Origin of the sequence: Halomonas sp. PAMB 3264, from assembly GCF_031954245.1 — a bacterium.
Taxonomy (GTDB): domain Bacteria; phylum Pseudomonadota; class Gammaproteobacteria; order Pseudomonadales; family Halomonadaceae; genus Vreelandella.
In genome coordinates this window covers 2,847,962-2,866,507 of record NZ_CP134866.1, presented here as the reverse complement: position 1 = coordinate 2,866,507, position 18,546 = coordinate 2,847,962, and the positions used below count along the sequence as shown (strand labels likewise).

At 62.2% G+C, this 18,546-nt stretch carries 16 protein-coding genes; 12 read left to right on the top strand and 4 right to left on the bottom strand.

Annotated features, from left to right (window positions below):
- The first annotated feature begins 66 nt into the window (after window positions 1–66).
- On the top strand, window positions 67–1,500 hold the full coding sequence (locus RN347_RS12965) for a hypothetical protein (protein ID WP_311958490.1): 1,434 nt from the start codon (window positions 67–69) through the stop codon (window positions 1,498–1,500).
- Between the two features lie 167 nt (window positions 1,501–1,667).
- Window positions 1,668–2,447 carry an RsiV family protein gene (locus RN347_RS12960; protein WP_311958489.1) on the top strand — a complete coding sequence of 260 codons (780 nt, stop codon included), beginning with the start codon at window positions 1,668–1,670 and terminating at the stop codon, window positions 2,445–2,447.
- Between the two features lie 114 nt (window positions 2,448–2,561).
- On the opposite strand, the gene RN347_RS12955 is transcribed toward RN347_RS12960, so the two are convergent.
- Window positions 2,562–3,440, bottom strand: a complete 879-nt coding sequence (locus RN347_RS12955; protein ID WP_263586391.1) for a DMT family transporter — start codon at window positions 3,438–3,440, stop codon at window positions 2,562–2,564.
- Between the two features lie 130 nt (window positions 3,441–3,570).
- Here RN347_RS12955 and RN347_RS12950 point away from each other — a divergent pair, with 130 nt between their 5' ends.
- The 3 genes from RN347_RS12950 (at window position 3,571) to RN347_RS12940 (ending at window position 6,906) form a co-directional block, all read left to right on the top strand.
- On the top strand, window positions 3,571–4,443 hold the full coding sequence (locus RN347_RS12950; RefSeq protein WP_263586392.1) for a LysR substrate-binding domain-containing protein: 873 nt from the start codon (window positions 3,571–3,573) through the stop codon (window positions 4,441–4,443).
- Between the two features lie 62 nt (window positions 4,444–4,505).
- Window positions 4,506–5,063 (top strand): cytochrome b, encoded by a 558-nt coding sequence (locus RN347_RS12945; protein ID WP_311958488.1) that lies wholly within the window; start codon window positions 4,506–4,508, stop codon window positions 5,061–5,063.
- A 181-nt stretch (window positions 5,064–5,244) separates the two neighbouring features.
- On the top strand, window positions 5,245–6,906 hold the full coding sequence (locus RN347_RS12940) for a multidrug ABC transporter permease/ATP-binding protein (protein WP_311958487.1): 1,662 nt from the start codon (window positions 5,245–5,247) through the stop codon (window positions 6,904–6,906).
- A 63-nt stretch (window positions 6,907–6,969) separates the two neighbouring features.
- Here RN347_RS12940 and fhuF read toward each other — a convergent pair whose 3' ends face one another.
- Together fhuF and RN347_RS12930 are read right to left on the bottom strand one after the other, a co-directional pair.
- The gene (gene fhuF, locus RN347_RS12935; RefSeq protein ID WP_263586395.1) at window positions 6,970–7,737 is read right to left on the bottom strand and encodes a siderophore-iron reductase FhuF; all 768 of its coding nucleotides are present in this window, start codon (window positions 7,735–7,737) and stop codon (window positions 6,970–6,972) included.
- 108 nt (window positions 7,738–7,845) lie between these two features.
- Complete coding sequence (locus RN347_RS12930; protein ID WP_263586396.1) at window positions 7,846–8,613, bottom strand: ATP-binding cassette domain-containing protein; 768 nt, start codon at window positions 8,611–8,613, stop codon at window positions 7,846–7,848.
- A gap of 174 nt (window positions 8,614–8,787) precedes the next feature.
- On the opposite strand from RN347_RS12930, the gene fhuB reads away from it, so the two are divergent.
- On the top strand, window positions 8,788–10,767 hold the full coding sequence (gene fhuB / locus RN347_RS12925; RefSeq protein ID WP_311958486.1) for a Fe(3+)-hydroxamate ABC transporter permease FhuB: 1,980 nt from the start codon (window positions 8,788–8,790) through the stop codon (window positions 10,765–10,767).
- 36 nt (window positions 10,768–10,803) lie between these two features.
- Here the strand turns inward: fhuB and ltaE are convergent, their stop codons facing one another.
- Window positions 10,804–11,808: a low-specificity L-threonine aldolase gene (gene ltaE, locus RN347_RS12920; RefSeq protein ID WP_311958485.1), complete on the bottom strand. Its 1,005-nt coding sequence runs from the start codon at window positions 11,806–11,808 to the stop codon at window positions 10,804–10,806.
- A gap of 133 nt (window positions 11,809–11,941) precedes the next feature.
- Here ltaE and RN347_RS12915 point away from each other — a divergent pair, with 133 nt between their 5' ends.
- The 6 genes from RN347_RS12915 to RN347_RS12890 all read left to right on the top strand — a co-directional run bounded on the left by RN347_RS12915 (window position 11,942) and on the right by RN347_RS12890 (window position 18,529).
- Window positions 11,942–13,195 (top strand): FAD-dependent oxidoreductase, encoded by a 1,254-nt coding sequence (locus RN347_RS12915; protein WP_311958484.1) that lies wholly within the window; start codon window positions 11,942–11,944, stop codon window positions 13,193–13,195.
- Window positions 13,164–13,694 carry a spermidine N1-acetyltransferase gene (gene speG, locus RN347_RS12910; RefSeq protein ID WP_263586400.1) on the top strand — a complete coding sequence of 177 codons (531 nt, stop codon included), beginning with the start codon at window positions 13,164–13,166 and terminating at the stop codon, window positions 13,692–13,694. Before RN347_RS12915 ends, speG begins: the two co-directional genes overlap by 32 nt.
- 384 nt (window positions 13,695–14,078) lie before the next feature.
- A complete protein-coding gene (locus RN347_RS12905; RefSeq protein WP_263586401.1) occupies window positions 14,079–15,791 on the top strand; it encodes a thiamine pyrophosphate-dependent enzyme in 1,713 nt (570 codons plus the stop codon).
- Between the two features lie 67 nt (window positions 15,792–15,858).
- Window positions 15,859–16,620, top strand: coding sequence for a metallophosphoesterase (locus RN347_RS12900; RefSeq protein ID WP_311958483.1), 762 nt, complete (start codon window positions 15,859–15,861; stop codon window positions 16,618–16,620).
- Window positions 16,621–17,008: 388 nt separating this feature from the next.
- Entirely contained in the window at window positions 17,009–17,983 is a 975-nt protein-coding gene (locus RN347_RS12895) for an ABC transporter substrate-binding protein (RefSeq protein WP_263586403.1), read from the top strand.
- A 111-nt stretch (window positions 17,984–18,094) separates the two neighbouring features.
- Window positions 18,095–18,529 (top strand): tripartite tricarboxylate transporter TctB family protein, encoded by a 435-nt coding sequence (locus tag RN347_RS12890; RefSeq protein ID WP_263586404.1) that lies wholly within the window; start codon window positions 18,095–18,097, stop codon window positions 18,527–18,529.
- Window positions 18,530–18,546: the final 17 nt, after the last annotated feature.

Sequence of the window (18,546 nt, the reverse complement as noted above, 5' to 3'; positions counted from 1 at the left end):
TGTGATATAACAATGGATGTGCGACCCTAAAGCGCACCTTAAACGTCATTCAACGGAATTTTTTCAATGGCTAATAGTTCATCGTTAACGCTCGTCGTGGGCGTTCTGGGCGGCGCGCTCGCCGGTTTTCTCGTGGCCCAGGTGGTACCGGACGTTCCCGGCTTCTCGGGGCAGGCCGATACCGAAGAGACCGAGCAGGCACTCCCGATCGATTCCATCGAAGGGCTCGGTAGCCTGACCCTCGATGAGCGCCTTCGCGGTGAGCTCACTACCAGTGGCGAGCTCAACGGCAACGACGGCAGCCGCTCGCTTTACTACCGCCTGGCGCTCGACGAAGACACGCTGGTCGAGCTGGGCCTGAACGGCGCGCTCCAGGGCACCGTCACGCTTTACGACGACCATCTGCAGATGCTGGACAGCGGTGCCCCGCTTCGCTATCGCATCGAAGAGGGCGGCGATTACCTGGTGGTGGTCAGCGGTATGGACGCCAGCAGCTACGGCCCGTTCACGCTCTACCCGCGTACCGTCGAAATCAGCGACAGCGACACGTTAGCCGTCGACGAGCCGGCGGATTACTGGATGCAGTCCGATGAAGAAGTCGTGACGCTGACGGTCGAGGAAGCGGGGCTTTACCAGATCGACATGCGCTCCGAGGAGTTCGACGCCTACCTGACCATCGAAGGCCCGGACGGCTACCGTCGTGAGGACGACGACAGCGGCGGCAACCTCGACGCCCAGATCACCGACTTCCTCGCGCCTGGCGAGTACACCGTCAAGGCGCAAACCTACGATAGCGGAAACGGCATGTTTACGCTGTCCGCCGCACTGAGCGGCCAGGCCGGCGATTTTCGCAACGACGGCCCCATCGCACCGGGCGAGTCGCTGACCGGCTGGTACAACAACGCCCCGCTCGAGTACACCCTCGAGATCGAAGAGGCGGGGATGTATCAGATCGACATGCGCTCAAGCGACGTCGATGCGTTCCTGGAGCTTCACGACGACGACGGCTACTACCGGGATAACGACGACGGCGGCGACGGCTACGATGCGCGCCTGGCGGACTTCCTTGCACCGGGCACTTACCGCATCGTCGCCCGCACCGCTTTTGAGACCACATCCGGCGGCCAGTTCACGCTCGCCGTGGAAGAGAACGAGCTGCCCGAGGGCACCGAGCTTCAAAACGGCGGCGAGCTGACGCCCGGTGAAACGCTCAGCGGCTGGTACAGCGGCGAAGACGTGACCTACCAGCTCGAGGTCGAACAGAGCTCGGCGGTGACGATCGCGCTGGATTCGAGCCACTTCGATACCTATCTCGAATTGACCGGTAACGGTGTGTCCGAGTCCAATGACGACGGTGGCTCCGGCACCAACGCGCGACTTGAAACCTCGCTTCTGCCCGGCACCTATACCGTGCATGCCCGTGGCTATAGCGCCAGTGAAAGCGGTCTGTTCGAACTGACCGCCGAACTCGAGCCGACCGAACTCGAACCGGACGCCTGATACCCCAGCGGCACCGCCGATCATGCTAAACGCCCTTGTTCGCTTTGTGCGGCAAGGGCGTTTACATTTAAAGGGGTCGAGCATGAAGTCGGCGCGCGCGAAGATCACACGCGAGCGAGCGAATTCGGCGCGACACCAAAGGAATGGAACTCAAAAGGGAAAATATCATGCCACGTTTAACAGTGGGCGCACTGGCCGCGGCGACGCTGCTGCTCAGCGGCTGCCAAAGCTATCAGTCTCAACCGGTCGAGCCCTACGCGATCGTCACGCTGGCGCAGGAGAAGCAGTTCGTTGCCCCCGACTGCGCGCTCGATCAGTGCCCCCACTTGCGGGTCTCCGCACTCGAGTTTCCAAAATCCGAGACGCTCTCGCGCGAGCTTCGCCGCCGGCTGATCGCGCTGGCCCCGCTTGAAAGCGAAAGCGCCAGGGCGCCGAGTGTCCAAACGACCTGGGCGGGCTACGCCAACGCCTTTTTCGATCAGGTCGAGCGTCAGGGCGCCTCCGTTGCCGAAAGCGGGGCGAGTGAAGCGCTGTTGGAGGCCGACGAGTATGGCCATCACAACGATCTGTTGACGCTGGAACTCAATAGCTACGTCTACTTTAGCGGCCAGGCGCACGGCCTGCCCGCCACCGAGTTCATGGTGATCGACGAGCGCTCAGGAGAAACCGTCGGGCTTGGCGACATGCTGATCGAGGGTCGCGAGGCCGCTTTCGAGCGGCTGGTCACCGAGGCGCATCAGCGCTGGCTTGACGAGATCGAGCAGGACGCCGCGTTCGCGGCCAACTGGCCGCTAAGCCAGTCCCGTAACGTCGCCCCGCTCGAGGACCGCTGGGTGGTGAAATTCAACGTCTACGACATCGCCCCTTACGCCGTGGGTCAGCCAGAGCTCGAGATTCCTCTGGAGGCACTGCGCGGTATCGCCAAACCGCGCTATCTCGACCAGTAACCGCGTTGCTTGACGTGTAACCGGCAGCGCCGTCGCACGACGGCGCTGCCTGCCGCTGTTTTTGACACAGTAGTACTAGACGGTAGTACTAGGCAGTAGTACTAGAGAGTAGTGCTAGCGCCCCGCCTTCAAGCAGCCCGCCACGACCAGTATGGCCGCCATGGGCAGGCGCCAGTCGAGCACGCTCATGCCGGCCAGCACCAGCAGCAGAGCGGCGAGAATCGGCACGCCGTAAGCAAGGCTTCCCACCAGGCTCGAATGGCCCAGGCGCAGCGCCTTGTCCCAGGCCACCATAGCGATGCCGTAAGGCCCCAGTCCCAGCGCAATACCCGCCAGCAGCGCGTCGCTTTGCGGCATCGTCAGGTCGTTTTCGAGCACCAGGCTCGCGCCCGTGGCTAACGCGCAGGCGATCAACAGCAGGCGCGGCAGAAGCGGCGTTAGCGCCACCGGCGCGCTTTGACCAAACCAGGAGTAGAGCGCCCAGCAGCAGGCCGAAAGCAGCGCGATGGCGTAGCCGGTGAGCTCGCCGTTGAAGCCACCGGAAAGTGCCTGAGGCAGCATCAAGAGCGAGGCGCCGAAAAACGCGATCAGCGCGCCGATCACGCCTTCAAGGCGCAGCCGCTTGTGGCGGCTGTACTGGCTCAACAGTACGAACAGTACCGGCCAGGTGTAGGTGATCAGTGCCGCGTCGGCGGCCGGCGCCAGGCGCATGCCGATGAAGTAGCTGCTGACCGCGCCGGTAATCAAAAGCGGCACCCCCAGCCAGACGCTCATCGCCCAGAGTGGGCGCATCGTGTTCACTCCCGTTTTGCGGCTCAGCGGCAGCGTTGCCAAAGCGCCTGCCAGCAGCGTCAGCGCGGTCAGCTGCAGCGGCGACGAGGTCTGAGCCATGCCCGCCAACAGCGGAGCGACGCTCCAGAGCGCCACCGCGATCGAGGCGGCTACGATGCTGTAGCCGCGAGCGGGCAGGGTAGGGAGATGAACGCGATACATGATGGCTCCTTCACTAACGATCGATGCGGATAGACAAACCTTGCTTTCTTTAAGTGGAGGTCAGCATAATCGCTCGTGACATATCACAATATCGATCTTTAATGATGATACCTATCAACAACGGTGATATATGCGCGCACCGATTTTCGACCTCTCGCTTTTGCGTACGCTGGTCGCCATCGCCGATACTGGAAGCGTAACTGCCGCCGCCAAGCGGCTCTCCTATACCCAATCCACGGTGAGCATGCAGCTCAACCGGTTGGAGGCGCAGCTGGATCTCACGCTGCACGAGCGCGAAGGTCGACGGCTTCGCTTCACCCCGGAAGGCGAGCGCCTTCTGGCCCACGCCCGTCGACTGCTGGCGCAAAACGACGAAGCTTTCAGCGACATGAAGGCGCGCCAGGTGACCGGCGATTTGACTCTGGGGATCCCCGAGGACTACGCGTCGCTTTTACCGTCGGTGTTCGCTTACTTTCATCAGCTCTACCCGGCGGTCGGCCTGACGGTGATTTGCGGCACCAGCGCACATCTGGTCGAGCAGGTGAAGAACGCCGATATCGATCTGGCGCTGGTCACGCGCCAGCGCAACTCGCCAGGCGGGGAAGTGATTCGGCGCGAGCCGCTGTTATGGGCGGTGGGCATGAATCAGCAGCCGCTTTTGAGCGACCCGATTCCGCTGGCGCTCTACTCGCCAGGCGCCGACGTGTTTCGCGAAGTGGCGGAGCAGGCGCTGCAGGCCGCCGGGCGCGACTGGCGCGTGGCCTATACCAGCCAGTCGATGGCCGGGCTTGCGCCGATCGTCACCGCCGGGCTTGCCGTGGTGGTCATCACGCGCAGTATGCTCACGCCGTCGCTGCGCCCGCTGGACGAGGCCAGCGGATTGCCTGCGCTACCGATGATCGAGCTGGCGCTGCACCGGGCGCCGCATCGGCCAACGGAGCCCGCCAAGCGGCTGGGCGAGTTAATTCGCGAACAGCTAGCGGCAATTGGCGAAGCGTTATAAGGTTAAAGGCAGTTTTACCCACACGCATTTTTCAGACAGAACCTGGGCGTCAGGAGCCACCGATGCATGAGCTGGACCACTACATTTATCCTCACCGAGTGCTGCACTGGCTGGTCGCCGCGGCGGTGCTCGTGTCGCTGGCCACGGGGCTGACCCTGGGTACCTGGGGGTTCGAGCGCACCGCCGACGCGTTGGGCACCACCTTGACCAACGTGATGTACACCGGCCACAAGACGCTGGGCGTGACGATCCTGCTGCTGATGACGCTTCGAATCATCACCCGGGCGGCTTTCGTGGTGCCGGATCACGACCCGCCCTTGAACGCCTTCGAGCGGGTGGTGAGTAAAAGCGTGCACCATCTTTTGTATATCGCGCTGGTGCTGATGCCGCTGATCGGCTGGGCGGCCACCGCCACCGGCGGCTATCCGGTCGAGTTCTTCGTCTGGCACCTGCCGGGCTTTTTGAGCGAGAATGCGGCACTTTCCCGAACGCTTTTTGGCTGGCACGAAGTGCTGGGCTGGACGATTCTGGTGCTGATCGTGCTCCACTTGGGCGGGGCGCTCTTTCACTGGCGAATCAAGCGCGACAACGTCGTCAAGCGGATGAGTCTTTTCGACTGACGAATTCGCGGTCAACATGAGGGATCGGCACGTAAGCGGCCGGTCCCTTTTTTATGGCGACCAGGACCAGGGGTATTGGCGCAAGCGTTCGAGCGTCGGTGTAAATGAAAATCACTCACTTTTATTGACTTGGGGCCCGAGTGCGTCACAATTCGTCGTCCAGCCAATGAGGGAGGTGAGAATGGAGTTGCTGCGGGTGGTCTTCACGCACTACCGCTGGCCCTTTTTAGGCGCCATCGGGCTGAGCCTTTTCAGCGCCGGACTGGGCGTCGGGGTCATCGCGTTCATCAATCAGCGCCTGATCGTCGCCGACAGTACGCTGTCGGTGCTGGTGCCGTTTCTCGGGCTTCTAACGCTGCTGCTGGCCGTGACGCTGGCCACTCAGCTGGCGCTGACGCTGTTGGGTCACTACTTCGTCTATAACCTGCGCAGCCGGCTATTGAAGCGCATTCTGGATACCGATATCGAGCGCATCGAGCGGGTGGGTAACGCCACGCTGTTGGCAAGCCTTTCGAGCGACGTGCGCAATATCACCATTGGCTTCGTGCGCCTGCCGGAGCTCGTGCAGGGTGTGGTGATGACCGTGGCGTGCGTGGCGTATCTGGCGTGGCTCTCGCCGGAGATGGTATTGGTCACCGTGCTCTGGATGGCAGCGACCATGGCGGTCGGCTGGTGGCTGGTGTCCAGGGTGTATCGTCACTTTCATTTGGTGCGCGAAAGCGAGGATCTCTTGTACCGCGATTACCAGACCGCCATCGAAGGGCGCAAGGAGCTCACCCTCAACCGCGACCGCGCCCGGCGCTTTTTTGATGAAACCTACACGACCAACGCCAAAACCTACCTTTATCACATCATTCGCGCCGATACCTATCACCTGAGCGCCGGCAACTGGTCGAACATCATGATGCTCGGCGCCATCGGCGTGGTGTTTTTCATGGCCAACGTGCTCGGCTGGGCGGGCCCGGCGGCAGCGGCCACCTTCGCGCTGACGCTTCTGTTTCTGCGTACCCCGCTGATCCAGGCGATCGGCGCCTGGCCGACACTGATTAGCGCTCAGGTCGCGTTCGACAAGCTCAAGAGCCTGGAACTCGCCGAGTACCGCGCCGACTTCGCCGTCAAGGACACGCTGCGCGACTGGCAGTGCATCCGCCTGGTGGACGTAACCTACGCCTACCCGGGCGACGCACACGGGCAGGGCGCATTCAAGGTCGGCCCGGTGAACCTGGCCCTTCACCGCGGCGAACAGGTGTTTCTGATCGGCGGCAACGGCAGCGGCAAGTCGACGTTGGCGCGCCTCTTGTCCGGGCTCTACCGCCCGCAAGGCGGCTACATCCAGATCGACGATACGCGCATCGATGCGCACAATTGGGACGCCTTTCGCGCGCGCTTTTCGAGCGTATTCACCGATTTTCACGCGTTTGACCAGCTCATGGGCGCAGGCGGCGGGCCGTCAGACCCGGTACTGGTAGAACGCTGGCTCGAGCGGCTGCAGATGGCGCAAAAGCTCGAGTGGGCGGGCGCACGCGTCACCAATATCCAGCTCTCCCAGGGGCAGAAAAAGCGGCTGGCGCTGCTGCTCGCCATTGCCGAGGAGCGCGATGTGCTGCTGCTCGACGAATGGGCGGCGGATCAGGACCCTCAGTTTCGCCGGCTTTTCTATCGCGAGCTGTTGCCCCACCTGAAAGCGATGGGCACGACCGTTTTTGCCATCAGCCACGATGACAGTTACTTCGTGCACGCCGACCGGCTGCTGGAAATGTCGGCAGGCCATCTTTTCGAGCTCGAAGGCGAGCAGCGCGCCCGGGCAAGCCTGGACGCGGTGGCGCAGATCACGCCGCAGTGAAAAGCAATAGTTAAAAACAACAGTTAAAAACAACAGTGCAAAAACGCGTGGGAGGCGGAGCGATTAGCGCCGAGCGCGGCGATCGCACCCTTCGAGCGGGCAGTTGCTGCAGACCTCGAACTCGTCGAGCAGGTAGCGCAAACAGCAGAGCTTGCGCACCTGCTTGACCTCTGTCGATCCCTTGGGCTGGTAGCTTCGTACCGGCTGGTAGAGCGGGTTGCGCTGGCCGTCCAGGGTGCGCGACTCCAGAAGAGCGCGGGCAGCGGTCAGGGCGTTCGGGCGAACGCCGGGGTGCTCGGCCAGCAGGTTGACGTAGTAGTCGAGATAGCCGCCGGCGTTGCTCCAGAACACCCGTGGAGCCAGTCCTACCAGCGTCGACAGACGCTCGATCAGCGGCGCCCAATGCCCGTCGATCAGCGTCGAGAAGCGCTCGACCGGATCGCGGGTGGTGATGCGTTCGCCTTCATGGGCAAGCCAAAGCCCGGTCACGCAGCCCTGCTCGTTGGGCAGCACATATACGTCATCCAGCGACACCGGCAGGTTTCGGTCGAGCAGCAGGTGAGAGACAACGGTGGGCACGGTGAGCGAACTAAACAGCCACTTGGACCAGAGTGAGGCGACCGCGCGGCGATCGCCGCCGGGAAAGCGCGCCGCGTAAGGTGCGATGCTCTGCTCCAAAAGCGCCGGGTTGCGCCAGCGCGATGCCTTGATGGCGCCCGCAGGCGGAGCACCGCCGATGCGCGGCGGTGTCAGGTGCGCCAGCCGGTCGGTGTAGCACTCGGCGAGTGTGGTGGGGCGTAGAATGTCGGGTTCGCAGAAAGCCAGGGGCATTGTCGCACTCCAGGGGCATCGAGACATCGACCTGTCAGCGCCCAGATTAATCGATAATGGTTATCAGTTAAACCGCTTCCGACGAATTCTTCAAGCGTATCGGCGCGTTTAGTGGGCCACGGCGATGGGGGAGCGCCCGCCGGGGCGGTCGATCACCTGCATGGGTAGCCCGTAAATCGCCTCCAGCGTCTGAGCGTGCATCATCTCCTCCGGCGTGCCGTGCGCCAGCAGCCGGCCGCTTTTGAGTGCCAATAGCTCGTCGCAGTAGCGAGCAGCCATGTTGATGTCGTGCAGCACGATGATCACGCCCAAGTCGAGCTCGTCGCAGAGCTTTCGCGTTAGCGCCAGCACCTCGATCTGGTGGGCGATGTCGAGTGCGGCCAGCGGCTCGTCGAGCAGCAGAAAGCGGCTGCCCTGGGCGAGCAGCATGGCGAGCCAAACGCGCTGGCGCTCCCCGCCGGAGAGCGTGTCCACCAGCCGGTCGGCAAAGGCATCGGTATGGGTCAAGGCGATGGCGCGCTCAACGGCGTCCCGGTCCTTCTGGGTATGACGACCCAAAAGCCCGTGCCACGGGTAGCGGCCAAAACCGATCAGCTCGCGTGCGGTCAGGTTTTCGGCGCTGGGCAGGTGCTGGGGCAGGTAGGCCACCTGACGGGCGAACTCGCGGTGCCCCCACTGGGCGAGCGGGCGCTGGTCGAACAGGATGTCGCCGCCGGATAGCGCGTTCTGCTGGGCCAGCAGCTTGATCAGGGTCGACTTGCCCGAACCGTTGTGGCCGATGAGTCCGACGACCTTGCCTTGCTCGAACGTATGCGCGATGGGGTGAAGCAAGGGCTTGCCGGCGACGGTAAAGCGGGCGTCCAGGACGTCGAACATGCGCGGCTCCCAAGGGTATGAGCAAATGAATCGTCCAATTGTAGTGTTAATACTTATCATTTAGAATCCCGGCGTCGAATTATTTCTTTTCATCGTTTCCTTCTTTTCCTATGACTGGCTTTCCATGACTGCGCTTGATTTCGTTTTTTTCGTTTTACCGGGCGTTTGGTAGCCGTGCTGTCGACATCGCGTATCCCGCCAAAAGTGGCTTGCGGCCTGTTGGCTCTACCACTTCTTGTACTGCTCGCCACTGCCATCGCCGCCCAGGGCGGTTTGAGCGTTAGTCTTCGTGCGCTCTTTGCGTCCGATCCTGCAAGCGTCGAGTCGCAGCTTTTGCATTTTGCGTGGTGGCCGAGGCTTACGGTGTCGCTACTGGCCGGTGCGGCGCTGGCGCTGGCCGGCGTGTTGATGCAGCAGGTGCTGCGTAACCCGCTGGCTTCACCGACCACCCTGGGGGTGGCCAGCGGCGCCAACCTGGCGCTGATGCTGGCCACGCTGCTGGCGCCGGGGCTTTTGGCGTTTGGGCGCGAGTGGGTGGCGCTTGGCGGCGGTGCGGCGGCCATGGCGCTGGTGTTCGGGCTTGCCTGGCGGCGCCGCTTGGCGCCGGTCGTGGTGGTACTGGCGGGGCTGGTCGTCAATCTCTACCTGGGGGCGCTGGCCACCGCGGTGCTGCTGTTCAATCATGAAACCCTGGCGGGACTTTTGATCTGGGGGGCGGGGTCGCTTGCGCAAAACGGCTGGGAGGGCGTGGCCACGCTCTCGATCCGCTTCGCTTTCAGCGCGGCGGCCGCGGCGCTTTTGATCCGCCCGCTGGCGGTGCTGGAACTCGACGACGCCAGTGCCAAAAGCCTGGGATTTTCGCTCAAGTATCTGCGCCTGGGTGGGCTGGGCGTCGCGGTATTCATTACCGCAAGCGTGGTCAGCGTGGTGGGTATCATCGGTTTTATCGGCCTGGCGGCGCCGAACATCGTGCGCATGGCCGGTGCCCGGCGCCTTGGCCCGCGGCTGGTGTCTTCAGCGCTTCTGGGGGCGGTGCTGCTGGCCACCACCGATCTTTTGCTGCAGCGCTTCTCTGGCCAGCTCACAACGCTCTTGCCCACCGGCGCGGTGACCGGCGCACTGGGTGCGCCGCTGCTGCTGTGGCTGATTCCACGCTTGAAGCTTGGAAGCGACCGCCCGCCCCAGGCGTCCCACGTGGCGCTGCGCCGCCACAAAGCGCCGGCGCGGCTGGCGGCGCAGCTTTTGGTAACGCTGATCGGCGCGATACTGCTGGCCCTGATGGTGGGTCAGAGCGGGCAGGGCGTGAGCATGGTGTCGCCTTTCGACGCCGCCGTCATGGAGTGGCGCGCCCCCCGGGTGATCGCGGCAGCGGCCAGCGGGCTGATGCTGGCGGTGGCGGGTACCCTCTTGCAGCGGCTCTCCGGTAACCCAATGGCAAGCCCGGAGGTGCTGGGCATCAGCGGCGGCTGCGCGATCGCGCTGATTCTCGGCATTTATTGGCTGCCGGCGTCGAGTAGCGCACTGCTGGTCAGCGTGGGCACGCTGGGGGCGCTTTTGACACTTGGGGTTTTGATTCTGGTCAATCGCAAAAGCGGTTTTGCGCCGGAGCGGCTGCTGCTTAGCGGCGTAGCCATCGGGGCGCTGTTCGACGCGGTGCGCGGCGTCATTCTGGCCGGCGGCGACCCGCGCGGCCAGCAGGTGATCGCCTGGCTTGCCGGTTCCACCTATTACGTCGATGTGCCAAGTGCGGCACTGGTTGGCGCGGCGGCGGCGGGGCTTCTACTTTTGGCGCTGCCTTTCACCCGCTGGCTCGACATTCTGCCGCTGGGGGCGGCGACCGCGCAGGGCCTCGGCATCGCGCTCAACCGCGCGCGGCTGGCGCTGTTGCTGCTGGTGGCGGTGCTCACCGCCTGCGCAACGCTGGTGGTCGGGCCGCTATCGTTCATCGGCCTGCTGGCCCCGCACATGGCGAGGCTGATGGGCTTTTCCCGCGCCTGGTGGCATCTTTTAGGTGCGGCCCTGATCGGCACGCTGTTGATGGTGCTGGCGGACCTCATTGGCCGCCAGGTGATGTTCCCCTACGACATTCCCGCGGGGCTGGTCGCCTCGCTCATCGGCGGCGCCTATTTCATGTGGGGGCTACGTCGGCTGTGAGCACTTACGTCTAGTGCTTACGTCCAGTACTTACGCCTAGCGGTCGAAATACGCTTTTATCACCTCGATCACGCGCTCGATGTCGCTATCGTTGATATCACGATGCACCACAAAACGCGTGGCGTAGACCAGATCGAGCAGAATATCGTGCTCCTTGAGCCACGCGGCGAGCGAGGCGATATGGCCCTTCTCGACCTGGGTGAACACCATGTTGGTCGCCTGAGACGTCACCGTGAGCCCGGGCATCGCCGCCAGACCCTCGCCCAGTCGCGCCGCGCGGCGGTGGTCGTCTTTTAACTCTTCCACATGGTGATCGAGCGCGTACTGGCAGGCCGCGGCGATGAGCCCGGATTGACGCATGCCGCCGCCGACCACCTTGCGCCAGCGCCGCGCCTCTGTGATGAACGCGTGGGAGCCCACCAGCGCCGAGCCGATTGGCGCGCCGAGCCCTTTGGAGAAACAGAGCGACACGCTATCGAACGGCCGGCACATCGCCTCGAGCGAGCTATCCGTGGCCACCATGGCGTTGAATAGCCGCGCGCCGTCCAGGTGGGTGGCGAGGCCATGCTGACGGGCGAGCGCGGTGGCTTCTTGAAGGTAGTCCGCGGGCAGCACCTTGCCGGCGATGGTGTTCTCCAACGCCAGCAGGCAGGTGCGGGCGAAGTGGGGGTCGTCGGCCTTGACCGCGGCGTCTATCTTTTCAAGCGGCAGCGTACCGTCCGAGGCGTTTTCGATCGGCTGGGGCTGAATGCTGCCCAGCACCGCCGCGCCGCCGCCTTCATAGCGGTAGGTGTGGGCGCTCTGACCAACGATGTACTCGTCACCGCGCTCGCAGTGCGCCATCAGACCTACCAGGTTGCTTTGAGTGCCGCTTGGAAAGAGCAGCGCGGCTTCTTTTCCGGCACGCTCGGCCAGGCCCTGCTGAAAGGCGTTGACGGTGGGGTCGTCGCCCCAGACGTCGTCGCCCAAGGCGGCGGCGAGCATCGCCTCGCGCATGGCCGGGCTTGGTCGGGTGACGGTATCGCTGCGTAGATCGATCACGGGGCTGGCTCCTTTCATGGCTGGCGCTTTACTTTCCGTAGGCTACGGACAAGACGATCATCAGCCGCTATGGTTAACAGAACCATAGGTAACAAAAGAATGGTTCACAGTACAGCCACGTAAAGGCGATGAAATGGATCTCAAAAGCGGTTATCCGTTCTGGGCGGTGAAAAATGGCCTGCTTGTCTCTTTTCCTCAACTGGAGCACGACCATGCCTGCGATGTGCTCGTCATCGGCGGCGGCATCACCGGCGCGCTGATCGCCGATGAGCTTTGCCAGCACGGCCACCACGTGGTGGTGGTCGAGCGCCGCGACATCGGTTGGGGCAGCTCGGCGGCGAGCACCGCGCTTTTACAGTACGAAATCGATACTCATCTGGTCGACTTGACCCAGCGCTACGACGAGCGCCACGCGGTCATGGCGTATCAGGGCTGTGCCGACGCCATCTTGACGCTCGAGCGTCTCGCCGGAGAGCTCGGTAACGTCTCTTTCGAGCGCCACGAAAGCCTTTATTACGCCACCAGCGAAGAGGACGTGCCGGCGCTTGAGGCCGAGTTCGCCCTGCGCGAGAAGCACGGCTTCGACATGCAGTGGCTCGATCGCGAGGCGCTTTATGCGGCCTACGGAATAAAGGCGCCCTGCGCGATCCTGTCGCGGCTGGCCGCCAGTCTCGACCCTTATCGCATGGCGTATCGATTGTTCGAGCGCGTGCGATGCCTGGGTGGCGAGGTGTTCGATCGCACCGAAGTGGACGCGATCGACCCTACCGCCGACGGCGTGCGGGTGCGCCTCAAAAACGGCGCCACGCTCGAGGCGGGCAAGGTAGTGATCGCGGCGGGCTATGAGTCGCAGCGCTGGTTGGATCATTCAGTGGCGAAAAATCGCAGCAGTTACGCCTTCGTGACCGACCCCATTGCGCCGGAAAAGCTCGGCAAGCTGCGCCATACGATGGTGTGGGAATCGGCCAGACCCTATCTGTACATGCGCGCCACCGACGAGGGGCGGCTTCTGGTCGGCGGCGACGACGATGACACCGATATTCCGGCGCGGCGCGACGAACGGGTCATGGACAAGGCCCATGGCCTGGCCCGCAAGGTCGAGGCCCTGTGGCCGGATCTAGAGATCAACCCGACCTTTAGCTGGGCGGGCACCTTCGCCGAAACCGAGGATGGGCTGCCGTATTTTGGCGCCTGCAACCGGTGGGGGCCGCACGTCTACTTCGCCCTGGCTTACGGCGGCAACGGCATTAGCTACTCGATGATGGGCGCACCGCTTCTGCGCGCGCTGATCGAAGGCACGCCACACCCACTAGCCGACTTTTTCTCCTTTGAACGCCATCTCAGCGAGTCCGACGATGACCCCGGTTCTGTACCTGCGCGCGCTTGAGCGAAGCGATCTGCGCTTTATTCATGAGCTCAACAACAACCAGAGCGTCATGTCCTATTGGTTCGAGGAGCCCTACGAATCCTTCGATGAGCTCGAGGAGCTCTACAACAAGCATATCCATGACAACGCCGAGCGCCGTTTCGTCGTGCAAGACGCCGCTGGCGTGGCCATCGGCCTGGTCGAGCTGATCGAAATCGATTACATCCATCGAAGTGCCGAGTTTCAGATCATCGTCGCCCCGGAGCATCAGGGGCGCGGCTACGCGCGTTCGATGATCCATCAGGCGCTCGGCTACTCCTTCACCATTTTAAACCTGCACAAGGTGTACCTGATCGTCGCCGTCGAGAACACCCGGGCGGTGCACCTTTACCGCGACTGTGGCTTCATCGAGGAGGGGCATCTGGTGCAGGAGTTTTTCATCAACGGCCGCTACCGTGACGTCAAGCGCATGTACGTGCTCCAGGACGCCTATCTAAAGCGCCTTGGCTCCCGCGATTAGAAAGCGCTAGCACGCCACACTAAAAAGCCAGCGCTAGGCGCTGGCTCTGTGTTTGTGGCGGTGTAGGTAACAATGTTCGCGACGATGCTGGTCGCTTTTAAGAGGACCTGCGTTAGCCAACGTGAGCGGCGAATCCTTCCGCTGCCAAGCGCTGCCATCTGGCCTGCTCTTCCCAGAAGTTCCATACCTCGTTACGGCCGAGGTCCTGCAACATGGTAGACATTTTCGCGTGCTCCTTGTGTGCGAACACTCACAGTATAGTCGCTTTCTTGCTGCGCTGCAGCATTAAGCGATTTTTATCCGTATCGGCGCTTTAATCCGGCAAACCGGCGCAGCAGGAGCTAGGCTTGGGGAGGTTTTCCCTTTCGCGAACGGAGTCGCCAAATGAGCAAGAACGTAGCTGAAATCCTGGTCGATACCCTACAAGACGCCGGCGCCAAGCGCTGCTACGGCGTGGTAGGCGATTCGCTCAACCACTTCACTGATGCGCTCAGGACGAGCGAAATCGAGTGGGTGGGAGTGCGCCACGAAGAGGTCGGGGGCTTTGCCGCTGGCGGCGAGGCGTACATGACTGGCGAGCTTGCGCTCTGTGCAGGCTCCTGCGGGCCGGGCAGTCTGCACTTCGTCAACGGCTTGTTCGACGCCCACCGTAACAACGCACCGGTGGTGCTGATCGCCAGTCAAATTGCGTTGGGCGAGGTCGGTAACCACTTTCCCCAGGAGGTGGATCAAAGCGCGATCTTCAAGCAGTACAGCGTGTTTTGCGAAACCATCGTGTCGGCTGAGCAGGCCGGGCGCACGGCGGCCATGGCCGCCCAGGCGGCGATTGCCAAGCGCGGTGTGGCGGTGCTGATCGTGCCCGGCGACGTCATGACCCAAAAACCGTCCGGCGAGCTGAGCTTCAAGGCTCACACCTTCGACTACTCGATTCGCCCCAGCGCCCAGGCGCTGGTACCGGCGGTGCGCGAGCTCAACAAGGGCGGCAAGATCACCATTTTCGCTGGCGCCGGCTGTGAGGACGCACGCGATCAGGTGATTGCGCTGGCCGAAAAGCTCAAGGCGCCGATCGCCTGGACCTCGCGGGCCAAGAACTACATCGAGTACGACAATCCTTACCAGGTCGGCATGACCGGCGTATACGGGCTGGAAGGCGGCTACCACGCGGTGGCGGAGTGCGACACGCTGCTGCTGCTCGGCTGCAGTTTCGCGTTTGCCCAGTTCTATCCGGACGGAGCGAACATCATCCAGGTCGACCATGAGCCGACCCAGATCGGCAAGCGCTATCCGGTAGATGTCGGCATCGTTGGCACCATCGCCGAAACTTGCGAGGCGCTGGTGCAAAGTGTCCAGGCCAACGAGCACACGAGCTGGCTCGATAAATGCCTGAAACGCTATAAAAAATCCCTCGAGAAGTCGGCGCACGATACGAAGAGCAACACGACGATTCACCCCCAGGAGCTGACGCTCGCCATCGACCGGCTCAGTGATGACAACGCGCTGTTCACCGCCGATACCGGCAGCGTCAACGTCTGGATGCTGCGCCATATCCACACCGGCGCACAGCGCAAGACGCTTTCGAGCCTGCAGCACGGCACCATGGCCAACGCCTATCCTCAAGCAATGGGTATTCAACTCGCCTACCCGGGCCGCCAGGTGATCGCGCTGTGCGGCGACGGCGGGCTCTCCATGCTCATGGGCGATCTCTTGACGTTGGTGCAGCGCCAGATTCCGCTGAAAATCGCCGTATACAACAACCAGTCGCTGAGTTTCGTCGAGCTCGAACAGAAGGTGGAGGGCATGCTCGACGCCTACACCGAGCTTCAAAACCCCAACTTTGGCGATGTCGCTCGTGCCATCGGGCTCTGGGGCAAACGCGTCGAGCGCGAGGACGAGCTCGACGCCGCGGTGACCGAGTGGCTGGCCCAGCCGGGCCCGGCGCTTCTGGACGTGATGACCAACCCGATGGAGCTGGTCATGCCACCGAAAGTGGAAACCGGCCAGGTCGCTGCCACCGCGCTTTACTCCGCCAAGGCGGTGCTCAGTGGGCGTATGGATGAAGTCGTCCATCTGGTGAAAAGCAACTTCCTGAAACGCTAGTGATCAGGTAGTTAGCATCAGGCTCGCCCGCGCACAACGGGCGGGCAGTGACGTTCAAGGAGATGCCATGCGCCTGCACGTACTGTCGGATCTGCACCTCGAACACTTTCCCGGCGGGCGAATGATACCCGATGTCGAGGCGGACGCTCTGGTGCTCGCCGGCGACATCCATCGTGGCGCCGAGGGCCTTGGCTGGGCGCGGGCGCGCTTTCCCGACCTGCCCATTCTCTACGTCCCCGGCAACCATGAGTTCTACCACACTCATCTGACCGAGCACCGCCAAACCCTGGCCCGTGAAGCCAGGCGCCTGGGTATCGAGCTTCTGGACAACCGCGCACTCACCCTGGGGGGGGTGCGTTTTTATGGCACTACGCTCTGGACCGATTTCAACCTGTACGCCGAGGATCCCGCCCGCAGTTTTGAGGCGTGTGCTCGGAAAGCCCGCCGGCTGATGCCAGATTATCAGATCATCACCGACGGGCAGGGTGAGGTTTTCACCCCTGAGGCGAGTCAGGCGCTTCATCGCGAGGCGCTCGGCTGGCTGACCCGGGCGCTAAGTGAGCCTTTTGAGGGCCCGCGCGTGGTCATCAGCCACCACGCACCGCTTCGCGACTGCATTCCCCTGCAATACGTCGGCGATGTGCTCTCCCCGGCGTTCGCCTCGCACCTGGCACCGCTAATGGGGCGTATGGATCTCTGGGTACACGGCCACGTGCACGAGCCGGTGGATCTGTTGCAGGAGGGAACGCGGGTGGTGGCCAATCCGGGCGGGTATCCGGAGGAGGTGGGCCGTTATCGCTTTCGCGAGGATCTGGTTCTGCACCTTTAACGTTGCGATCGTCTTGACGCCGTCATGACATAAAGCTTGATTCGGTTTCGAGAACAAACACCCGTTTTTTACAGTTTAACGTTGATCAAGGATTAAACTTTGGTCGCGTTTTCGGTTTTTACGCTTGCCCCGTACAGCGCTTGTTCTTAATCTTCTACTTGTATGATGTATTATCAATAACTTCTAAAGTACCGCCTGCAGTGCGCCAGACGTTGTCAACCATCAGGTGGTGGAAGGTCGCCAAGGGCCTTGAGACGAAGAGCCGTTCTCTTTAAAGCAACAACTCACTATGAACGCAAAAGGTACGCTTATGCTAACCAAAAAAACGCTGATGAGTGTTAGTGTCGCTGGTCTTATGACAGGGCTCGCCCTGAGTTCCGGTGTCGTCATGGCGCAGGATGCCCAGCTACGCGGCAACGTCCGTGTCGTGATCGGGTCGACCTCGACCGGCGGCGACACCTACCAGAATGCCAGCATCGTGGTAGACCGTCTGGCCGAGCATCTCGGTTTGAACATGAAAGTCGATGCCGTGGGCGCAAGCTCTGCGTTTCGCACGCTGGATCGGGATTCCCGGGGCAATACCCTGATGATTTTCCACGATCAGTCCTATCTTGGCCATCTTTACGGCGTCGAAGGCTACGACGACGTTTTCGAGAACTACACCGTTGGGCCGACGATCGCCATCAACCCCGGCAATGCCTACCTGGTGCCCATGGACTCGCCTTACCAGACGCTCGACGATGTCGTCGCCGCGGTAGGCAATGGCGAAACCGTGCGCGTGGCCATTCAGCCTGGCGGCGTTTCAGAGATCGGTTACAGCGCGCTTAAAAATGCGATTGCCATCGAGCATCCGGGCCAGGAAGAGAACCTGGTGGCCGTCAATACCGGCTCTCAGTCCGACAAGAACCAGCAGCTGTTCGACGGCCAGGCCGATATTATCAACGGCAGTGTCCAGGCCAACGAGCAGTACACGCGTCTGCCGGAAGACGACCAGAAGGCCATGCGCTTTATCTGGCTGACCGCGCGCCAGGACACCATCGAACAGGCGCCGGAAGAGGGGCTGGGTCAGACAAGCCGCGAGCAGCTTCTCGAATACGTCGAGCCTAACGTGACGGTCACCATGGGCGATGACGAAAACTTCACCTTCGATAAGGAGTTCTTCTTCCTTTATAACAAGGAGATGGATCAGGGCATCGTCGATCAGATCGACGAGGCGCTGGCCGAGATCTACGACGAAGGCGAGATTCAGCAAGCCCAACTGGACGCCTTCTTCATCCCCGATTTCAAGCCTTCCGCTGAAGCCTCCGAGTATCTGCAAGAGAAAATGTCGCGCTACGAAGAGATCATCAGCAACCTTGATTAAGCAAACGGCGACCGGTGGGCCTGCCCATCGGTCGCTCATCCCCAACTAGGCGCGTGACGGACGTTCTCCCGAGAGCCCGGCGCGCGCCGAGTTTACGTTCTTGGAGCCGTTATGGCGTCAGATCCGTTGAGCGTTTCGATCGATTTCGAAACGTCGCACCTGTTTTTCCCCCACATCGTTCACTGGGTATTGGCTGGGCTGTTCGCGCTCATTCTGGTAACGAAAGTGGTGCCTTTTTTGGCCGCGGTCAAACGCGGAGAACGCACTCTGCCCATCATCGGTGAGTCGAGAGATTCCGCGCGCTTTTTCGGCACGCTGGCGCTGATCTGTGCCTACTTCTACCTGATGGCCGTGGTTGGCGATCTGTTCCCCTATACCGGGTATGGCTTTTTGTTCGTGTCGATGGCTTTTGTGCTGGTCATGTCACTGATGTATCTCCACGAGTGGACGAAAAAAGCGCTCATCATCGTCGTGATCAATGCCATCGTCGCGCCGACGCTTGCCTGGTTCGTGCTCGCCAAGCTCTTCACCATTACTCTGCCGTGACCGGAGCGGGTATATCG